The 16876-nt window shown below is 64.4% G+C and carries 14 protein-coding genes; 10 read left to right on the forward strand and 4 right to left on the reverse strand.

The window, feature by feature from the left end:
- The first annotated feature begins 124 nt into the window (after positions 1-124).
- Both ACQPYR_RS18440 and ACQPYR_RS18445 read left to right on the forward strand, forming a co-directional pair.
- A complete protein-coding gene (locus ACQPYR_RS18440) occupies positions 125-1651 on the forward strand; it encodes a PucR family transcriptional regulator (protein ID WP_433633802.1) in 1527 nt (508 codons plus the stop codon).
- Between the two features lie 448 nt (positions 1652-2099).
- The gene (locus ACQPYR_RS18445; protein ID WP_433633804.1) at positions 2100-2684 is read left to right on the forward strand and encodes a CBS domain-containing protein; all 585 of its coding nucleotides are present in this window, start codon (positions 2100-2102) and stop codon (positions 2682-2684) included.
- 188 nt (positions 2685-2872) lie between these two features.
- Here ACQPYR_RS18445 and ACQPYR_RS18450 read toward each other — a convergent pair whose 3' ends face one another.
- Positions 2873-3091, reverse strand: coding sequence for a hypothetical protein (locus tag ACQPYR_RS18450; protein ID WP_433633806.1), 219 nt, complete (start codon positions 3089-3091; stop codon positions 2873-2875).
- Between the two features lie 830 nt (positions 3092-3921).
- Here ACQPYR_RS18450 and ACQPYR_RS18455 point away from each other — a divergent pair.
- The gene (locus tag ACQPYR_RS18455; RefSeq protein WP_433633808.1) at positions 3922-5328 is read left to right on the forward strand and encodes a selenium-binding protein SBP56-related protein; all 1407 of its coding nucleotides are present in this window, start codon (positions 3922-3924) and stop codon (positions 5326-5328) included.
- 189 nt (positions 5329-5517) lie between these two features.
- On the opposite strand, the gene ACQPYR_RS18460 is transcribed toward ACQPYR_RS18455, so the two are convergent.
- A complete protein-coding gene (locus ACQPYR_RS18460) occupies positions 5518-6291 on the reverse strand; it encodes a TIGR03084 family metal-binding protein (RefSeq protein ID WP_433633810.1) in 774 nt (257 codons plus the stop codon).
- A 353-nt stretch (positions 6292-6644) separates the two neighbouring features.
- On the opposite strand from ACQPYR_RS18460, the gene ACQPYR_RS18465 reads away from it, so the two are divergent.
- The 7 genes from ACQPYR_RS18465 (at position 6645) to frdD (ending at position 13581) form a co-directional block, all read left to right on the forward strand.
- Positions 6645-7262, forward strand: coding sequence for a TetR family transcriptional regulator (locus ACQPYR_RS18465; protein WP_433633812.1), 618 nt, complete (start codon positions 6645-6647; stop codon positions 7260-7262).
- A gap of 270 nt (positions 7263-7532) precedes the next feature.
- Positions 7533-9251 (forward strand): CocE/NonD family hydrolase, encoded by a 1719-nt coding sequence (locus ACQPYR_RS18470; protein WP_433633814.1) that lies wholly within the window; start codon positions 7533-7535, stop codon positions 9249-9251.
- Positions 9252-10093: 842 nt separating this feature from the next.
- Positions 10094-10327 carry a hypothetical protein gene (locus tag ACQPYR_RS18475; protein ID WP_433633816.1) on the forward strand — a complete coding sequence of 78 codons (234 nt, stop codon included), beginning with the start codon at positions 10094-10096 and terminating at the stop codon, positions 10325-10327.
- A gap of 23 nt (positions 10328-10350) precedes the next feature.
- On the forward strand, positions 10351-12093 hold the full coding sequence (gene frdA, locus ACQPYR_RS18480) for a fumarate reductase (quinol) flavoprotein subunit (protein ID WP_433633818.1): 1743 nt from the start codon (positions 10351-10353) through the stop codon (positions 12091-12093).
- Between the two features lie 5 nt (positions 12094-12098).
- Complete coding sequence (sdhB, locus tag ACQPYR_RS18485; RefSeq protein WP_433633820.1) at positions 12099-12842, forward strand: succinate dehydrogenase iron-sulfur subunit; 744 nt, start codon at positions 12099-12101, stop codon at positions 12840-12842.
- On the forward strand, positions 12839-13231 hold the full coding sequence (locus tag ACQPYR_RS18490; RefSeq protein ID WP_433633822.1) for a fumarate reductase subunit C: 393 nt from the start codon (positions 12839-12841) through the stop codon (positions 13229-13231). Before sdhB ends, ACQPYR_RS18490 begins: the two co-directional genes overlap by 4 nt.
- Positions 13228-13581 (forward strand): fumarate reductase subunit FrdD, encoded by a 354-nt coding sequence (gene frdD, locus ACQPYR_RS18495; protein ID WP_433633824.1) that lies wholly within the window; start codon positions 13228-13230, stop codon positions 13579-13581. The genes ACQPYR_RS18490 and frdD overlap by 4 nt, the downstream gene beginning before the upstream one ends.
- Here frdD and ACQPYR_RS18500 read toward each other — a convergent pair.
- Both ACQPYR_RS18500 and ACQPYR_RS18505 read right to left on the reverse strand, forming a co-directional pair.
- The gene (locus tag ACQPYR_RS18500) at positions 13538-15403 is read right to left on the reverse strand and encodes a phospholipase D-like domain-containing protein (RefSeq protein ID WP_433633826.1); all 1866 of its coding nucleotides are present in this window, start codon (positions 15401-15403) and stop codon (positions 13538-13540) included. The genes frdD and ACQPYR_RS18500 overlap by 44 nt on opposite strands.
- A 99-nt stretch (positions 15404-15502) precedes the next feature.
- Entirely contained in the window at positions 15503-16861 is a 1359-nt protein-coding gene (locus ACQPYR_RS18505) for an alpha/beta fold hydrolase (RefSeq protein ID WP_433633828.1), read from the reverse strand.
- Positions 16862-16876 lie beyond the last annotated feature (15 nt).

Raw genomic sequence — 16876 nt, forward strand, 5'->3', positions numbered from 1 at the left:
AGTTGACCTGTAGCAATTGTGCGATTTCCAACTGGTCGAGCCGAAACCGATAAGTCGTGGTGGATCGCATCGAGCCGGTGCAGGCTGGGCGGCCGGGTGATCGATGCGGTATTGGGAGGTGATTGTGGTCACCTTGGATCGGCTGGTGAATGTACTGGGTGGCTACGGGGTTCGCCTGCGTTTTTCGGCTGTTTCGCGGTCGGCGGAGTTGCGCAGCGTGGTCCTGCACGAGTCGGCGACGGGCGGCCCGGTGGTGGGCGAGGTGCTGCTGGCGATCGGTGCCGGGTCGGTCACCGAGGCTGTGGAATGGGCGGTGGCGGCGCGAGCTGTTGTGGTGCTGGTACGCGGCGATGGTGAGCAGATCACGTTCGCAGACCCCGCGCCGGCTGTCGCGGTGATGGTGGTCGATCCGGCCGTGTCGTGGAGTGAGTTGGCGGCGGTCGTCTATGGCGTGGTGCTCGAGGGACGTGAGACCGAGTCCGGTCGCGGCCCGACCGATTTGTTCGCGTTGGCCGATGCTCTGGCCGATGCGGTCGGCGCCGCGGTCACGATCGAGGACCGGCTGTCTCGGGTGCTGGCCTACTCGACGTTGCAGCAGGACGCTGATCGGGCGAGGGTGGAGACGATCCTGGGCCGGCAGGCGCCGGAGTGGCTGTGCCGGGTGTTCGAGAAACGGGGGGTGTTCGCACATTTAGCGGCCTCGGATGAGCCGGTGTTCGTCGGCGCGGACACCGAACATGGGATGAGCGGGCGGATGGTCGTGGCCGCGCGGGCAGGGCAGGAACTTTTGGGATCGGTGTGGGTAACGTGCTCGACGCCGTTGGCTGGAGCTGCGCTGACGGCCCTGACCGACGGCGCACGCACGGTTGCCCTGCACGTTCTGCGATCACGAGCGAGCGCGGACCTGGAACGCCAGGTCGAATCCGAACTGGTGCTCCGGTTGCTGGAAGGCACCGCGGACGCGGCGACGGTGGCAGGCAGGCTCGGGTTACCGCAGACGCCGCTACGGGTGATCGCGCTGCATGCTCACATCGCGAACGAGCAGCACGCCGCACTGCTGCTGCTCTTCGAGCAAGCCACCACCGGGTTCGGGTGGTCACGGCCCGGCCGTAGCGCCCTGGCGGGCAACACCGTCTACACGGTGCTGCCCGGCGACCAGGCGATGACGGCGCGGCGCTGGATCACCGGTCTGCGCGCCGCCTTGCCCAAGCGGATGAGTGTGTCAGCCGGCATCAGCGCAGGAGCTGGGGCAGTGGAGCTGGCGGTGGCGCGCCAAGAGGCCGACGAGTGCCTCGTACTGCACGAGAGTGTCCAACCCAGCGGCGAGCCGCCCGCCTATGACGAATCGTGGCACGCCATTCTGCTCCAACGCTTGCGCACCGCCGCCCGATCCGGTCGCGTCCCCGCACGCGGTCCCGTTGCCGAACTCCGCCAGTACGACCACGCGTTCTCCACCCACTATGTGGTGACGCTGCAGGCGTGGTTGGAGGCGCAGGGCGACCCGGTCGAGGCAGGCGAGCGCCTCGGCGTACACGAGAACACCGTGCGCAACCGGCTGCGGAAGATGGGCGATGTGACGAATCTGGATTTGCAGGACCCCCGCAAGCGACTCGCGATGCTCATCGAACTCGCGGCCACCGAAAGCGAGTGACGATTCGCGTTGTCGAGAAGCGACAAATCCGGCTATCGCCGCTGTCGGATTCGGGCAACCCCGAAATCCCAATTCACACCATCATCGAGGGTGTCAGCCGGATAACCGCAGCCTGTGCCGACGCGAGGAGCGCCGACTAGAACACGATCGCTGATGGCTGCAATCGGTTGTCGTTGCCAATTCGAATGAAGTGACAATGGCGGACTGCGCAGATCGCGCACGAAGCGCATAAAAGGAGATATCGATGACAACAACTTGGTCCCGGGAGGGCGCATCGAGTACAGCGATGAGCACCGCTGAGATAAAAGCACGAATCGAGGCAATGTTCGCGCAACGAGCCACCGATCCCGTCGCACTGGTAGCCGGCCGGCACGTTCGAGAAACAGATGCAGACCTCGCCGAGCCGGCCTGCTCAGGGCATGCGCAGACTGCCGAACCGGAACCGACGATGACCGTGACAGCCGGAGACGTGATGCAACGACCGGTGGTGACCGTGCGGCACGGCGATAGCGTTCGAGCAGCGGCAATACCCCTGGCAGACTACGGATTTGCCGCGATACCGGTGGTCGATGACCAGGACAGGCTGGTGGGAATGTTGACCAGCGGCGACGTGTTGCGCGCCGACGAAGCCCGCACACAGACGGTGCGCAGCGTGATGACAGCGCCGGCCGTCGCGGTGTCCGAGACCAAGACCTTGGCCGAAGTCGGTCAGATCTTGCCGCGACACGGACTGCGCAGCGTGCCCATCGTTGACGACGACGGCCTGGTGGTCGGCATCCTCAGCCGCAGTGACCTACTGCGATTGATGCTCGAGCCGGACGAAAGGACAGCGGTAGAAATCCAGAAGCGCCTGGACGACTACACAGGCAACCGACGCTGGCGGGCCACCGTCGACGAAGGCCGCGTCACCCTCACAGGCCGGTTCGCCGATGAGTCCGAACGCCGCGTCGCCATCGCACTGGCCAACACCGTATCCGGCACTCGGGCAGTGTCGACAAACCACGCGAACCAGTCCTCGAGGCGGCAGGAGTAACCCGATCCGGTACCTCGCGAGTACCGCGCAGCATCGGCCGGACAGCGATGAGCGAAATGCACCGGCACTGCGATCAGACCTACAGTGACCGGGAGTCCGTACGATCAGTTTGCGCGACTACGAACTAGCCGAAGCATCCTCGGAACTGCTGCGGACGGGTGCCGCGACAACACCCCGCGATTTGAACTTCACACACTTGCCCGCATCCGGTCGATTCCTTCGTACCAGTGGTCGTGCAGTGTTTGCCAGTCCTCGGCGGCGGTACGGGTCCACTTCATTTGCAGCTCCGTCGCAGCCAAGGCGGGTTTCTCCCGCTCGACTTCGTTCTCCGCGTGCGCTGCGCGGTCGACCAGTTGGGTCCAGCGATCGAAATCCTGATGTAGTGCTTGTTCGACCTTCTTGTGCATGGCCAACTCCTTTGGTGACTATAGTGATCTTGTTCTCTGAATCTGCTTTCTAGATCACGTGCTCCCGCTCGCCGGCGGTTGAATCCGTTGCCCTGGGCTTCGCGCCCGAGGCGAGGGCAATATTTTGATTTCAGCTCGGTCACAGTTTACGCACAGTCGGTTAACGATGCATAGAGCGAGAGTGCGAGATATTCGAGTAAATCGCAGGTACGCCACCCTTTCGACGCACATGCGGGGATGTTGCTGAGGATTTCCGATCGCAGCGGCCACGCTGCCGCGATTGCTGAGCCGCGCATCGCCGCCCGCTATCGCCGCGGACGCGCCGACACCGAACCGACTGTGGTGATCACTCCACTGGAGTTCGACCCGCCGCCGCGCGACGGCTCTCACATCGACCGCCGCGGCTTCCGAGCAACGCCATATGGCCAGGTCAGGCCGATCGGCGTGCGGTGACCAAGAGGTATTCCCACTCCATCCGCCCGTTGCCCAGGTCGTATTGGGACGCGAGACTCGCGAGTTCCCGATCCAACCGCGTGATCCGGTCAGGTTCTGCGGCAATGGCCTCGGCGTATCTTCGCCAAGAAACTCGGCCTTCTTTTGCTGTTCGACTTCCGTCACGAACTCGTCCGCCCGGCTTTCCCGGATTGCGACTGCGGCCTACCGCGCGGGCTGCCCGGAGGTAGCTGGTGGATCTCTGTCGAAAGGCCGAGACTGGTTACTGTCTGCCCTCGCGCCATTACGGCACGCGACCGGCGAGTGGGGCCAACCTGGGAGCCGCCGGAAGGGCGAGGTGCGTGGGTGTGCGCCCATCGACATGGAGGAGGCTGGAAATGGATCACTCGGACATGGACCCGACCTTCTATCGGAGCGCGGCGGATGCGGCTGCCGCGCCGCCGGAGCGGCTCGCATACGTCGTTGCGTTCGACCGGGCGGCACAGCAGCCGGACGCGCTGTCGGTAGTCGATGTGGATCCGGGCTCGGCCACCTACGGCAGGGTGGTGGGCTGGACCGAGGTGCCCCACCTGGGCAACGAGCTGCACCATTTCGGCTGGAACGCCTGCAGCAGCGCGCTGAAGCACGAGGGCCATCGCATCGACGGGCTGGCTCGGCGCTACCTGATCGTGCCGGGTCTGCGCTCGTCGCACCTGTACGTGTTCGACACCCAGCCCGACCCGTGTCGGCCCACCCTTTCCAAGATCGTGGACAGCTCCGAGCTCGCGGCCAAGGCCGGCTACTCCCGCCCGCACACGCTGCACTGCGGGCCGGACGGTGTTTTCATGACCTGCCTCGGTGGGGCAGACGGATTGGACGGGCCGGGCGGGATAGCGCTCCTCGATCACGGCACGTTCGATGTGTTGCGGCAATGGGAGACCGACCGCGGGCCGCAATATCTCGCGTACGACGCCTGGTGGCATCTCAACCAGAACACCCTGATCAGCAGCGAGTGGGGCACGCCGTCCATGATCGAGGACGGGCTGCAGCCGGAGTTGCTGCTGGCCAACAAGTACGGCCACGCGATCCACTTCTGGGACCTCACCGCCGGTCGGCACCAGCAGCGGGTCGATCTCGGGGAACACAACCAGATGCCACTAGAGCTGCGCCCTGCGCACGATCCGGACGCCACCTGGGGTTTCGTCGGCGTGGTGATCTCGACCGAGGATTTGTCGGCCTCCGTGTGGCGTTGGCACCACGACGGGGGTGTGTGGGCGGTCGACAAGGTGATCACCATCCCGGCCGAGCCGGCTGATCCCGACCTGCTGCCGCCGGCGCTGAAACCGTTCGGCGCGGTGCCGCCGCTGGTCAGCGACATCGACCTGTCGGTTGATGACGCATACCTCTACGTCTCGTGCTGGGGCACCGGGGAGCTCAAGCAGTTCGACGTGCACGATCCGGCCAGCCCGAAAGAGACCGGGTCCGTCCGGCTCGGCGGGATCGTGGGTCGCGCCGCCCACCCGGCCGCGCCGAACCAGCCGCTTGCGGGTGGCCCCCAGATGGTCGAGATCAGCCGTAACGGTCAGCGGGTCTACCTCACCAACTCGCTCTACAGCGCGTGGGACGACCAGTTCTACCCGGATGGGGTCGGCGCCTGGATGGCCGTGATGCACACCGATCCCGACGGCGGCATGACCATCGACGAGTCGTTCTTCCCACACGACGAGGACTTTCGAGGTCTGCGGGTGCACCAGGTGCGCCTCCAGGGCGGCGACGCCTCCTCCGATTCCTACTGCTACCGGTAGTCGGGCGTTCGCCGCACCGTCGGCGCCGATCCCTCCGAGCCTGGCGGTCCACGGGGTCGCCGAGTTGCACGGCGCTTGCGAATGCTCCACTGCTGCAACGCCGTTCGCCCGGTACGGCCCATGGCTTGTCAGCCGGCACCGTGAACGTTTGCGGCACGTTGATCTTTCGCCACCCGCTCGCTGGTCCGGTCAGAGGAATACTCGAGCGATATCGAGCCACTTGTGCGCGTCCTGCCCGACCGCCGTGAGGTCGGTCTCGGCTCGGGACCTGCGTTGGGTGACTCGAAGACAGAAGTCGAGGGCACTGCCTTGAACCCGTTGCACGGCATCTTCTGGGCCCCATACCCAGGTTCGGCCGTCGGGGCCGGTCAGCTCGATACGGAACGGCTCTGCCGGAGTAGGTAATCGGGCGGCATAGAACGACAGCTCCCGTCCTATCACTCCCAACGTGGCCACATGCTGGAGGCGACTCGTCGGACGGCGCGTGACACCCAGTGCATCGAAAATGTCCTGCCCGTGAGCCCACGTTTCCATCAGTCGAAGCGGCACCATGAGCGCTGCGGTCAGCTGCGAGCCGTACCACGGAAACCCATGGCCCAGTGGAACATCACGTAGCGCCGCCGCTACCTCGGTTCGGCCGGCGCGCCATTGTTCCAGCAGTACTGATCGTGGTTTGGCTGCACCCGCGGCGGCGTCGAGATCAGCGTATCGACTGCCTGCGGCTTCTGCCTGCTTCAGCACGGCGTCGAACGCCTCCGGGGTCCGGATAGCGATGAGAACGTTCGCATCAGCTGAGGCAAGGTGCGCGATCTGGTGGGCGATAGTCCACCCCGCTGCCGGCGTGGGCTCCGACCAGTCGGTCTGCGCTGCTACCAGGGCGTCGAGCTCATCTCCTTCAGCCACCAAGTCGGGCAGCGCAAGGTCGCGTTCTACACCGGACATGTCGAGGCCGTAGTCCAGCATCGGTATCACCTTTACGCGCATTGACAGCAACGGGCTTACCCCGTTCGGAGGGGTAGTTGATCTCAGGCCAGGGTACCCGAGCCTGCTTGTCGGCAAGTCGAACTGGTTCTGGCACAAGGTTTTTGGCGGCATCGGGGATCGAGTTGTGCGTTGAAAAGGAGTCGTCGCCGTTCGGCGCAGCGCAATCCGTATCAGGCGTGTCGCGAGCGCCGAGTCCGCGAGCGCCCGGCGTGCGCATGTCGGCCGCCTGGTTGCAATTTCACGGTATGCTGAAAATGTTTCAGTGGGTGCTGAAGCGTCATCGGCGGGCAATCGCGCGCGCCTATGGAATGGGCAGAAGGGGGACAGCGGGCATGGTGACACGAGCAGGGAGGGGTCCGCGTGGGGAACGTGGCGCGCAGGCGGACCGCATCCTGACGGCGGCCCGCAAGTCCTTCGCCGAGCGGGGCTATGCCGGGACCTCATTGCGGTCGGTGGCTCAGGCCGCCGATGTGGATCCCACCCTGGTGAACTACTACTTCTCCAACAAGACGGGACTTCTGAAGGCGGCGCTGGAGCCGCCGGCCGCCTTCGGTGCGGCCATTGCCGAGGCCGCCCAGGTGCCGATGGAGGAGCGCGGGCGAGCCTTCGTGGAGGCGGCGCTGCGCATGTGGGACGACCCGGCCACCTCGGAGGTTCTGCGCTCGATCATCCTCGCGGCAAGTCACGAGCCCTTCGCCATGGAGCGCCTCCGCTCCGTCTTCTCCGCGCTCGTCCTGCAGGTCGTGTCGGCGAGCCTTCCCCGCGACGAGGCCGAACTGCGCGCAAATCTGATCTCCACGCAGATCGTGGGTCTGGCGATGACGCGTTACGTCTGGGCGATCGACCGCATCGCCGACATTCCCTCGGAGCAGGTCATCCGCTTGATCGCGCCGACTGTCCAGCACTACCTCACGGGCGCCATGGGCGGGGACATCCCGGGGAACGCCTGACCGCAAGCAACTGCCTCGGGCGGATCGCCCGTCGGTCCGCCTATCCAAAGCAGACCGCCGGTCGCCATTGCCTCAAATCCTGCCCGCTCCATCGGATGACCGGTGAGGGCGACGGACCCTGGTCCCCCTGGGCGATACACGTACGACCGGGGTCACCGCGCGCCGATCCATCATATTTTCACGACATATGGAAATTACCCTTGTTCACGACGAGCCGGTGCGCGTACGGTGAGGACAGTTAATTTCTGTATACGTGGAAATGAAGGTGCCATGGTCAGAATCAAGGCCGCTGGAGTGGAGCCAGGTCAGCGTCGGCTCAACGGACCGCAGACCACCGGTCGTCAGTACCGCAACCTGTCCCCGGCCCTCCACGGGACGACCCGCGAGGACAACGTGACCGTCCCGGTCCGCGACGGCACCCAACTCCTGGCCGACATTCACCGGCCCGATGCGGAGGGCAGATTCCCCGCGCTCATCGCGGCGGCACCCTATCCCCGCCAACTGCAGGACCTGGGTGCCCCTGCGGCCATCATCGAGGCCGGCACCAGTGACTTCTGGGTGCCCCGCGGTTACGCCCATGTCATTGCCAACCTTCGCGGCACGGTCGGCTCGGGCGGCACCTACACCTTCTTCGACGAGCAGGAGCGCAAGGACCTGTTCGACCTGATCGAGTGGGTCGCCGGGCAGCCGTGGTGCGACGGGAACGTAGGCATGATCGGCATCAGCTACTACGCCATGACCCAGATGGAGGCGGCCACCCAACGCCCGCCGCACCTCAAAGCCCTGTTTCCCTTCAACGTCACTATCGAGGCGTGGGGAGCCAGCTACCACAACGGCCTGTTGAGCGAGTCTTTCATTACCCCTTGGTTCCGTGCGCTGGGCGTCCTGTCCGCCCACGGCGACCGTCTCTACCGCAAGGGCCTGTCCCGTCTGCTGCGCAAAGTTCTCGCCATTCCCGCCGTCCACCGCCGGTTCGATCACACCGACGCCGTTCAGGTGACCGCCGGCCTGCGGCTGGTCAGCCGCTTCCGACACGATGCCCACCCATGGGAGACCCTGCTGAACGCGGTGGCCACCGAGCACCCCATCCGGGACGCGTGGTGGGACGACCGTGACCTGACCGAATTGCTCGCTCGTATCGACATTCCCGTTTACCTCGGCGGCGAGTGGTCCAATGTCGCTCTCCATCTGCCCAGCCTCTTCAAAGCCTGGCAGGCCCTCGCCCACAATCCGCACGTGCGCATGTCCATGCTCGGGGAGCACAGCTTGCCCTGGCCATGGGAAAGCATGCACATCGAGGCCCTCGCCTGGTTCGACCACTGGCTCAAGGGACGAGACACCGGCATTCTCGAAGGCCCCGCCATCCGCTACTGGCTGCCCGGGGCCGAACAGTGGCGCACCGCCGATTCCTGGCCCCCGCCGGCCACTCACACCGCCCTGGCCCTCAATGCCGACGGCTCCCTTGCGGCCGACGAGCGGCCGGGCGAGCGCAGCTACGCCACCGACGGCGCGAACGCGATGCCCGCACAGCTGAGTTGGACCAGCGACCCCCTTCCCTGCGACATCGACATGGTCGGCCACCCCGAACTACGGCTCACCGCCACCAGCAGCGCGACCGACACGGCATGGATCCTGCTCCTGCAAGATATCGGCCCGGACGGTGAGGCCACCGACATCACCCAGGGCTGGCTGCGCGCCGGCATGCGTCACGTCGACGAGGACGCGAGTGAGACGGGCCGACCCGTCCTTCCCGCGCGGGCTCAGGTCCCTATCCCTGCGGGCGAGCCGGTCGACTACCGCATCCCGCTGGTCGCCAACGCCCGCCGGTTCCAGCGCGGGCACCGCATCCGGCTGATCCTCACCAGCGACGACAATCGCAAGGACTTTCGGCCCATGCTGCTGTTCAGTCACGCCCCCGTCGGCACGGTGGGCGTAAACACCGTGCACTCCAGCTCACGCCTGCTCCTTCCGATCCTGGACGGCGAATGAACGGGACGCATACGCGGTCCGCGGCGCCGGGTTCTGGAAACAATCGTGCGGCAAGGCTCGACCGACGGCCGGATGTCAGTGTGCGACAGACGAAATGCCGGATTCTCGATCATCGCAGTACCGAGCGGTCCGCCCCTGACCGCGCCGTAGGACCAAAGTAATGCAGTGCCATGTCACGGTCCGATTCCCGGGTTGGCCGCCGATGCACTACCACGCCGACTCCGTAGCCGCGCACACTTTTGCGAGGGCAGCGTATGAAATGGGACTGGCAACAATTCAGATCGATCACGATATGCGCGAAGCATCGGAGCCCATGCCTTATCAGCGGCTCTGGCGATGAACAAATATTGCTGAGCATCTGATGGGCTCGGTCGCATTCCTTGGCGTGTCCACCAGCTCGAGATCCAGCCGAACTCGATTCGAACTCGACCATGCTGATCGCCAACCGCGCCCTGGGGGGCGCTGGAGTCACGGCACCGTCCGGTAGTCGCATTGTGCTTCGATACCCGAGCAGCGGCGAGTCCCTCGACGAGTAATCGAGGTCGGGTTCGGCGGCTGACCGGACCGTCGCGGCTCTTCGATGCTCCGCATTCGGCCCACTCTCAGCAAACCTGTGATCGGCTCGGCCTGGCACCGAACTCGATCTGACGCTCATGGCGTGCTACCTCGATGACGGGCGTTGAAAGTTTGGATGGTCTTGTCGCGCAAGGAGATTCGACTGACGTGGCGGATAGCTACGTCCGGCGGGCCGAAATGCCTCCTGCGGCCTCGGTGCGATGCGCGTAAACTTATGTGCCTACGCCTATCAATCAGGTGTGCCACCGGGTTGCCGGGAGGTGGAAATGCTCAGCGCCACCGAGCAGTTCAGCAAGGAACGCGCCCCGTGCGGGAAACTGAGGGGCGGGGCTCGCCACCGCGAAGACGACGACGCGGGCTTGGTCATCGACGATATGACTTACGACTGTGGCTGCCGCCGGATTCGGCACGAATTCCACGACGGCAGCGTTCGGATCAGAACGGTCCGCCATGACGGCAAGATCCTGATGGACGAGCAAAGCGCCGACTTCGAGGCCTGACCGACCACATCCCGGGTGGCACCATGACCGCTTTTCACGATGTCGTGATCGTTGGCGGAGGCGGCGCGGGTTTGCGTGCGGCGATCGCCATCGCCGAACACAACCCGCAGTTGAGCATCGCGATCGTTTCCAAGGTCTATCCGATGCGCAGCCATACCGTCTCCGCCGAGGGTGGCGCCGCCGCAGTCGCCGGTCGCGACGACACCCTCGACGAGCACGCATACGACACGATCTCCGGCAGCGATTGGCTCTGCGACCAAGACGCTGTCGAGGCCTTCGTCGAGGAGGCACCGCGGGAGCTGCTCCAACTCGAGCATTGGGGCTGCCCTTGGAGCCGCCGGTCGGATGGACACATCGCGGTACGGGCGTTCGGCGGCATGAAGAATCTCCGCACCTGGTTCGCAGCCGACAAGACCGGTTTTCACTTGCTGCACACTCTGTTCCAGACCACGCTGTCCTATCCGGACATCGTCAGGTACGACGAGTGGTTCGCGACAACATTGCTCGTCGACGACGAAAAGGTGGGCGGCATCGTGGCCATAGAACTGGCCACCGGACGCATCGAAACCATTCACGCCAACGCGGTCATCGTATGCACCGGTGGCTGCGGCCGGGTATATCCGTTCACCACCAACGCCAATATCAAGACCGGCGACGGTATGGCGCTGGCATACCGGGCAGGCGCGCCGCTCAAGGACATGGAGTTCGTCCAGTACCACCCGACCGGGCTTCCGTTCACAGGCATTCTGATCACCGAGGCAACGCGCGCTGAGGGCGGCTGGCTGCTCAATAAAGACGGTTACCGCTACTTGCAGGATTACGACCTCGGGACACCATCACCGGTGCCGGTGTTGCGAAGTATGGAACTGGGGCCACGCGACCGGCTGTCACAGGCCTTCGTGCACGAACTCGACAAGGGCCGGACCATCGCCACGCCGTACGGACCGGTCGTGCATCTCGACATACGCCACCTCGGTGCGGATCTCATCGACACGAAGCTGCCGTTCGTGCGCGAGCTGTGCTCGAAATACCAGAACATCGACCCGGTCCGGGAGCTGATCCCGGTGCGACCCGTCGTCCACTACATGATGGGCGGCGTCCACACCGACATCCATGGCGCGACACCACTGGCGGGGCTGTACGCCGCTGGGGAGGTTGCCTGCGTCAGTATCAACGGCGCGAACCGGCTCGGGTCGAACTCCCTTCCCGAGTTGCTGGTCTTCGGTGCGCGAGCCGGTCGCGCCGCCGCCGAGTACGCCAGCTCGGCCACGGCCACCCGGACGCCGGCGGTCATGGCGCGAGGTCGCGCCGAACAGGACCGGCTGGAACGGGAGCTCACGCGCCACACCGAGGGATCCGAACGCATCGCGCGCATCCGCACCGAGATGCAGGAGACGATGGAGACAAGTGCTGGGATCTACCGCGACGGCGACTCTCTCGCCGCGGCTGTCGACAAACTGCGCGAGCTTCGCGATCGGTTCGGCAGTGCTTGCCTCGATGACCACAGCCGGGCGTTCAACACCGAGTTGGTGGCGATGCTGGAGTTGTCGTGCATGCTCGATGTGGCGGAGTGCATCATCGGCTGCGCGCTGGCGCGGGAGGAATCCCGGGGTGCGCACCAACGAACCGATTTCCCCGCCAGAAACGACCAGCGTTTCCTGGCCCATTCGGTGATCCATCGGGAGCCGGACGGTTCGGGCCGAGTCTCGCACCTCCCGGTAACGATCACCCGCTGGCCTCCTGGCGAACGCGTATATGGGAGGTGATGGCGATGGAGGACCGGATAACCCTGCAGGTCGCGCGCTACCGACCGGATCGAGACGACGAACCGGTACTGCAGTCGTATGAGGTTCCGCTGCGCAGAGATTGGACCGTGCTCGACGGCCTCAATTACATCAAGGACTACCTCGACGGAACGGTGTCCTACCGCTGGTCCTGCCGGATGGGCATCTGCGGTAGTTGCGGCATGACGGTCAACGGCGAGCCACAACTGAGCTGCGCCACCTTCCTGACCGATTACGCACCGGGGCCGGTGCGAGTCGAGCCATTGCGCAACTTCCCGGTGATCCGGGATCTGGTCGTAGAGATCGGCGACTTCATGCACAAGCTGACCGCGGTGAAGCCATGGCTGATCAGGGAGGAACCCGGTCGACTCGAAGACGGCGAGTACCTGCAAACGCCGCTCGAAATGGACGACTACAAGAAGTACAGCATGTGTATCAACTGCATGCTCTGCTACTCGGCTTGTCCCGTCTACGCGCTCGATCCTGTGTTCCTCGGTCCGGCGGCGATCGCACTGGCCCAAAGGTACAACCTCGACTCGCGCGATGAGGGAGCCGGAGATCGGCGCGACGTTCTCGCGTCGGCCGAGGGAGTTTGGTCCTGCACCTTTGTCGGCGAGTGCACTACCGCGTGCCCGAAGGGGGTCGACCCGGCTGGGGCGATCCAACGCTACAAGCTCACCGCGGCAACGCAATCGCTGCGCGACTTCCTCATGCCTTGGCGGGCACGATGACCACGACACCCCGGTTGTATCGAAAGCCGATCTCCAGGTTCTGGTGGCTGCGACGCCGCTCGTACCTGATCTTCGTCCTGCGCGAACTCAGCAGTTTGTTCGTCGCCTGGTTCGTGGTGTATCTCCTGCTTCTGGTCAACGCGGTGAGTTCAGGAAGCGAGCAGTACCAGCGGTTCCTGAACTGGAGTGCCTGCCCGGGGGTGCTCGCGCTGAACCTGATCGCCCTGCTGTTCGTGCTCATGCACACCATCACCTGGTTCAACCTCGCTCCCAAGGCGATGGTGGTGCATGTGCGGAGCCGACCCGTCGCGCCGGTCGTGGTCCTCGGGCTGCACTACCTGCTGTGGGGTCTGCTGACAGTGATCGTGCTGTTGGTGGTACTGCGATGACGAAAAGGAAGTCCCTGGAACCGTTGGGGTGGCTGATGTTCAGCGCCGGCGGGATGGCCTCGGCACTGCTCATACCTGTGCTGCTGTTTCTGTTCGGCCTCGCCTTCCCGCTGGGTTGGCTGCCCGAGCCGGACCACGCACACCTGCTCTCGGTGTTGCGTCATCCTCTCACCCGGCTGGTCCTTTTCGGACTCTGTGTGCTGGCTCTATTCCATTGGGCACACCGCTTCCGGTACATGCTGTACGACGGCTTGCGGCTGAAGCGGTTCAGCGCGTTGATCATCGTGGTCTGCTACGGCGCCGCCGTCATCGGCTCGGTAACGGCCGCTTACCTTCTGCTCCGCGTCTAGCCCGCGTGCGTGTGGCCCTGTGGTGCGGCAATGAGGTTGCCGACTCCGCGTCCGATGTGGGTGTCTGTCGGTCATCGTCGGTGGGGTCACGGCGAGAGAATGTCTTGCGGTCGCGTTCGCGGGGACTGCCGGCGACGTAGAACTTGGCGAACCACGGTTCGGGCTTCTTCGATATCGCGGTTGGCTTTTCGAGCAGCATCGGGTCCGTCGAGCGCTTGACCCGGCTCTTACGCGCCTTCTCCGCCGCGCTCATCCGGTTGCGGAAGTTCAGGTGGTCGAAAACCCGGATCGCTTCGACCGCGTAGGCGACCGCGACGCGCTGATCCTCGATGACGATCAGGTGATCGCCGTTGTTGTGCTCGCCCGATGGTGAGAAGTTGCTCGACCCGGTGTACACCTTGGCCGTTGGTCGGTCGAAATCGATCACGGCGAACTTGTGGTGAATGTTGATGCCCTTGCCGCCGGACCATTCCGCCTTGAACGGTGGCGGTGCGTGTTCGGACAGGAAGTCGAAGTCGACCAAACCTGTTTCGCCGCTGGGCTTTTTGATCTGCATGCCGCTGGATTCGTTGACTACGCCGTAGCTCAGCAGCGGTTTGCGCATCAGCCGGTCCAGGGCCTTGCGCACCGAGCCGGACCGGGTCTGATTCATGAACGCGAACGAATAGAGCACCGATGAGCCGGCTTGGTCGATGGCGCCGCCCACCGGTGCCAGCGCCAATTCCGGGTCGAGGTGCGGGGAGAAGCACAGCCCGACACTCGGGCGCCCGCGCTGGTCGACCGAGTGCCAGACTTTGGCGAATTCGGACGCCGCGAACTCGTCCATGTCGGTGAAGGCCCGCTCGAACATCTCGGCGAACAGCGCGGCGATCGCGTCGTCGGTGAACACGTACATGTTGTTGGCCTGGATGTAGAGGCCGCGGAACGAAAGATTCGTCGACCCGCCCAGCACCCGTACCGGCACACCGTCTTGCTTGGCGATCAGGACTTTATTGTGCTGCAGACCGTCGAAGTGGCCGCGGTGTACTTCGGCGGCGCTGGCCCGCAGGCGCGTGGCCGCCTTGGTTTCAGAGCTGGAGCGTTCGCCGTGCTCGCCGGAGTCGTCGACGATCACGCGCAGCCGTTTCTTCAGCTTCTCCAACCGGGTGAGGATGTCGGGCTCGTTGAGGTCGTAGGCCATCGCGTCGACAGTGATGTGGTGGTCGGCGACGGCCCAGTCCAGGAAATCGAACAGCAGCCGATCGGCTTCGAAACCCAGCCACTCGTAAATGTTTTCTTTTTTGCTCGCGATCGCTGCCTTGCGTTCGGCGAACTCGAGGCCGCGGCTGGCTACGGCGGGAATGATGTCGGCGGGCAGATCGAGTTCCGCGCGCTTTTCCACAAAGGCCTGTGACGAAGCGAAGTTTCGTGCGAAACCGACGTCGAGGAAACCATCGATGGTCACAGGTCCCAAATCGATCGGCAGCTGGATCTGCTCGCCGGCGACGAGTTGGCCGTCGTCGGGCATGTGCATTTTGGTGACGCGGTAGGTATAGGTGCCGGCGCGGGGCTGAAATGGGAAGTGCACCCATCGGTAGGTCTGCAGCGGCGCTTCCAGAGTCGGGTGGGTGCGAAAACCTGTGACCGCATCCTGCGAATCGAAGGACAATCGGTTGTGCAGGTTAAGGAATTTCCGTGCGCCCGGTTCACGGTATTCGACGGCGAAACCGACGAAGTCGGGCTCGGGGTCATCGACGTCGAATCCCATCAAACACATCGATTCGCCGCGCCATAGTTTGACCCGAAATCCGCCGATCTCCTTGAAACTCACCAGGTTGCCCATCGGTATCTCCCCATTGTCTTGCGCACCTCCACTCGGACGATCGCGGTACGGAGTCTGTGTTCTCCACAGCCACGTCGCTCGCCGCGGTCGAACTCGTGGTTAGGGCGTGTCGAGCTTGCTTGCTTTCACGACAACCCAGGCGAGGTTTTCGTGCACTATGTCACTGTGCGCACCGAACGGTGGTTGGCCGTTCACTACGGTTTCGGACGCATCGATATTGATCAGTTCGCCCGCGGTGAACGGATAGTCGTCGCCGACGCCTCGTAATTCGACTTGGGTTACCTCGAACGCGCCGACGGCTCCCATCGCTGTCCACGGATTGTCACCGTGCGCTCCCGCGGCGTTGTCTCCGGCGACCTTCGATGCAAGTGGATAGAAATTGTTCAATGCTCCGTCGTGGCTCGAGAAGCAGACGGAAACGGGCCCGTCTACCCGGTTGGATCGTCCGGCCAGACCGCCACGTCGGTTCCGATCGAACGGTAACGGGTCCGCGAAAGCGAAGCTCGAGAACGCACCCTGCAGCAGCGTGACAGATTTCACCGGGGACGGGGCCAAGCCGTCGGGCAATCCGGCCAGGGCATACGACACGACCCGCGCGCCGAAGCTGTGGCCGATAAGATTGATGCGCAAACTCGGGAATTCCCGATGCAACCGTCCCAGTAGCGGTCCAAGGCCGTTCTCGCCGACGACACCGGCGCGGTTCTTCATCTGCCAGTAGGTCACCGCCCGTAGCGCCTCTTTGGCGCCGTGTAGCACCTTCCCGAATATGTCGCCGATTCCGGCAGTGCCACCCTGCGCCGATTCGAGGTCGACGCCCGATCTCATCAGCTCCATCGCGAAGTCCCGGAACACCTCTGACGCATCGTTGTTCCTACTGAGCATCGCGGGGAACCCGGTGTCGGCGTTGACCTTCGGGCCTTCGCTGTCGGAACTCCCCGGGAAAGTGGCGATGCTGAACTCGCGCATTTGTCGAAACAGCTCGTCAATGGTGCCGGGGTTCGGCCTTTCGGTTCGCAGCAGTTCGGCAATCCGATCGAGCTGTTGCGCTCCGTCCGGAAAGGTCGCCTTCAACATCTGCAAAGTGTCGGCGTCGAGCGTCGGTGATCCAGCGGGAACAGAGTCCCGGCGGCGTGCGGCCGCGGCCCCGGTGGGCGCCACGGCGGGCGCGAAGTCCCCGATCGGTTCATCGGACCAGCGCTCCGACGGCCAAATCGCGCCCGCGTAGCCGATCCGGCGCGTCGCTGCGGACGGCAATGCGTCCAGTTTTCCGAACCATCGCTGGTACAGATCGACAGCCTTGCTGCGGTCGTTGTTCCAGCCGTGCGAGAACACGATCAGGTCGGTGAGCCCCCGCTGGCGTACGCCCGCGACAAGTGCGTCGGCCCCGTCTCGATCGACATCGCCGTCCTTATCGAACGAAACGATCCAAAGTGGCTTATCGCCAACAAATTCCGGCATCTTATAACTCCTTCG

It is taken from the genome of Nocardia sp. CA-120079, assembly GCF_050955745.1.
Classification (GTDB): domain Bacteria; phylum Actinomycetota; class Actinomycetes; order Mycobacteriales; family Mycobacteriaceae; genus Nocardia.

Bases quoted from the DNA above. Each gene is read 5' to 3' on its own strand.
- ACQPYR_RS18445 (WP_433633804.1), top strand. From the start codon at position 2,100: ATGACCGTGACAGCCGGAGACGTGATGCAACGACCGGTGGTGACCGTG.
- ACQPYR_RS18450 (WP_433633806.1), bottom strand. From the start codon at position 3,091: ATGCACAAGAAGGTCGAACAAGCACTACATCAGGATTTCGATCGCTGG.
- ACQPYR_RS18455 (WP_433633808.1), top strand. From the start codon at position 3,922: ATGGATCACTCGGACATGGACCCGACCTTCTATCGGAGCGCGGCGGAT.
- ACQPYR_RS18460 (WP_433633810.1), bottom strand. From the start codon at position 6,291: ATGCTGGACTACGGCCTCGACATGTCCGGTGTAGAACGCGACCTTGCG.
- ACQPYR_RS18465 (WP_433633812.1), top strand. From the start codon at position 6,645: ATGGTGACACGAGCAGGGAGGGGTCCGCGTGGGGAACGTGGCGCGCAG.
- ACQPYR_RS18470 (WP_433633814.1), top strand. From the start codon at position 7,533: ATGGTCAGAATCAAGGCCGCTGGAGTGGAGCCAGGTCAGCGTCGGCTC.
- ACQPYR_RS18475 (WP_433633816.1), top strand. From the start codon at position 10,094: ATGCTCAGCGCCACCGAGCAGTTCAGCAAGGAACGCGCCCCGTGCGGG.
- frdA (WP_433633818.1), top strand. From the start codon at position 10,351: ATGACCGCTTTTCACGATGTCGTGATCGTTGGCGGAGGCGGCGCGGGT.
- sdhB (WP_433633820.1), top strand. From the start codon at position 12,099: ATGGAGGACCGGATAACCCTGCAGGTCGCGCGCTACCGACCGGATCGA.
- ACQPYR_RS18490 (WP_433633822.1), top strand. From the start codon at position 12,839: ATGACCACGACACCCCGGTTGTATCGAAAGCCGATCTCCAGGTTCTGG.
- frdD (WP_433633824.1), top strand. From the start codon at position 13,228: ATGACGAAAAGGAAGTCCCTGGAACCGTTGGGGTGGCTGATGTTCAGC.
- ACQPYR_RS18500 (WP_433633826.1), bottom strand. From the start codon at position 15,403: ATGGGCAACCTGGTGAGTTTCAAGGAGATCGGCGGATTTCGGGTCAAA.
- ACQPYR_RS18505 (WP_433633828.1), bottom strand. From the start codon at position 16,861: ATGCCGGAATTTGTTGGCGATAAGCCACTTTGGATCGTTTCGTTCGAT.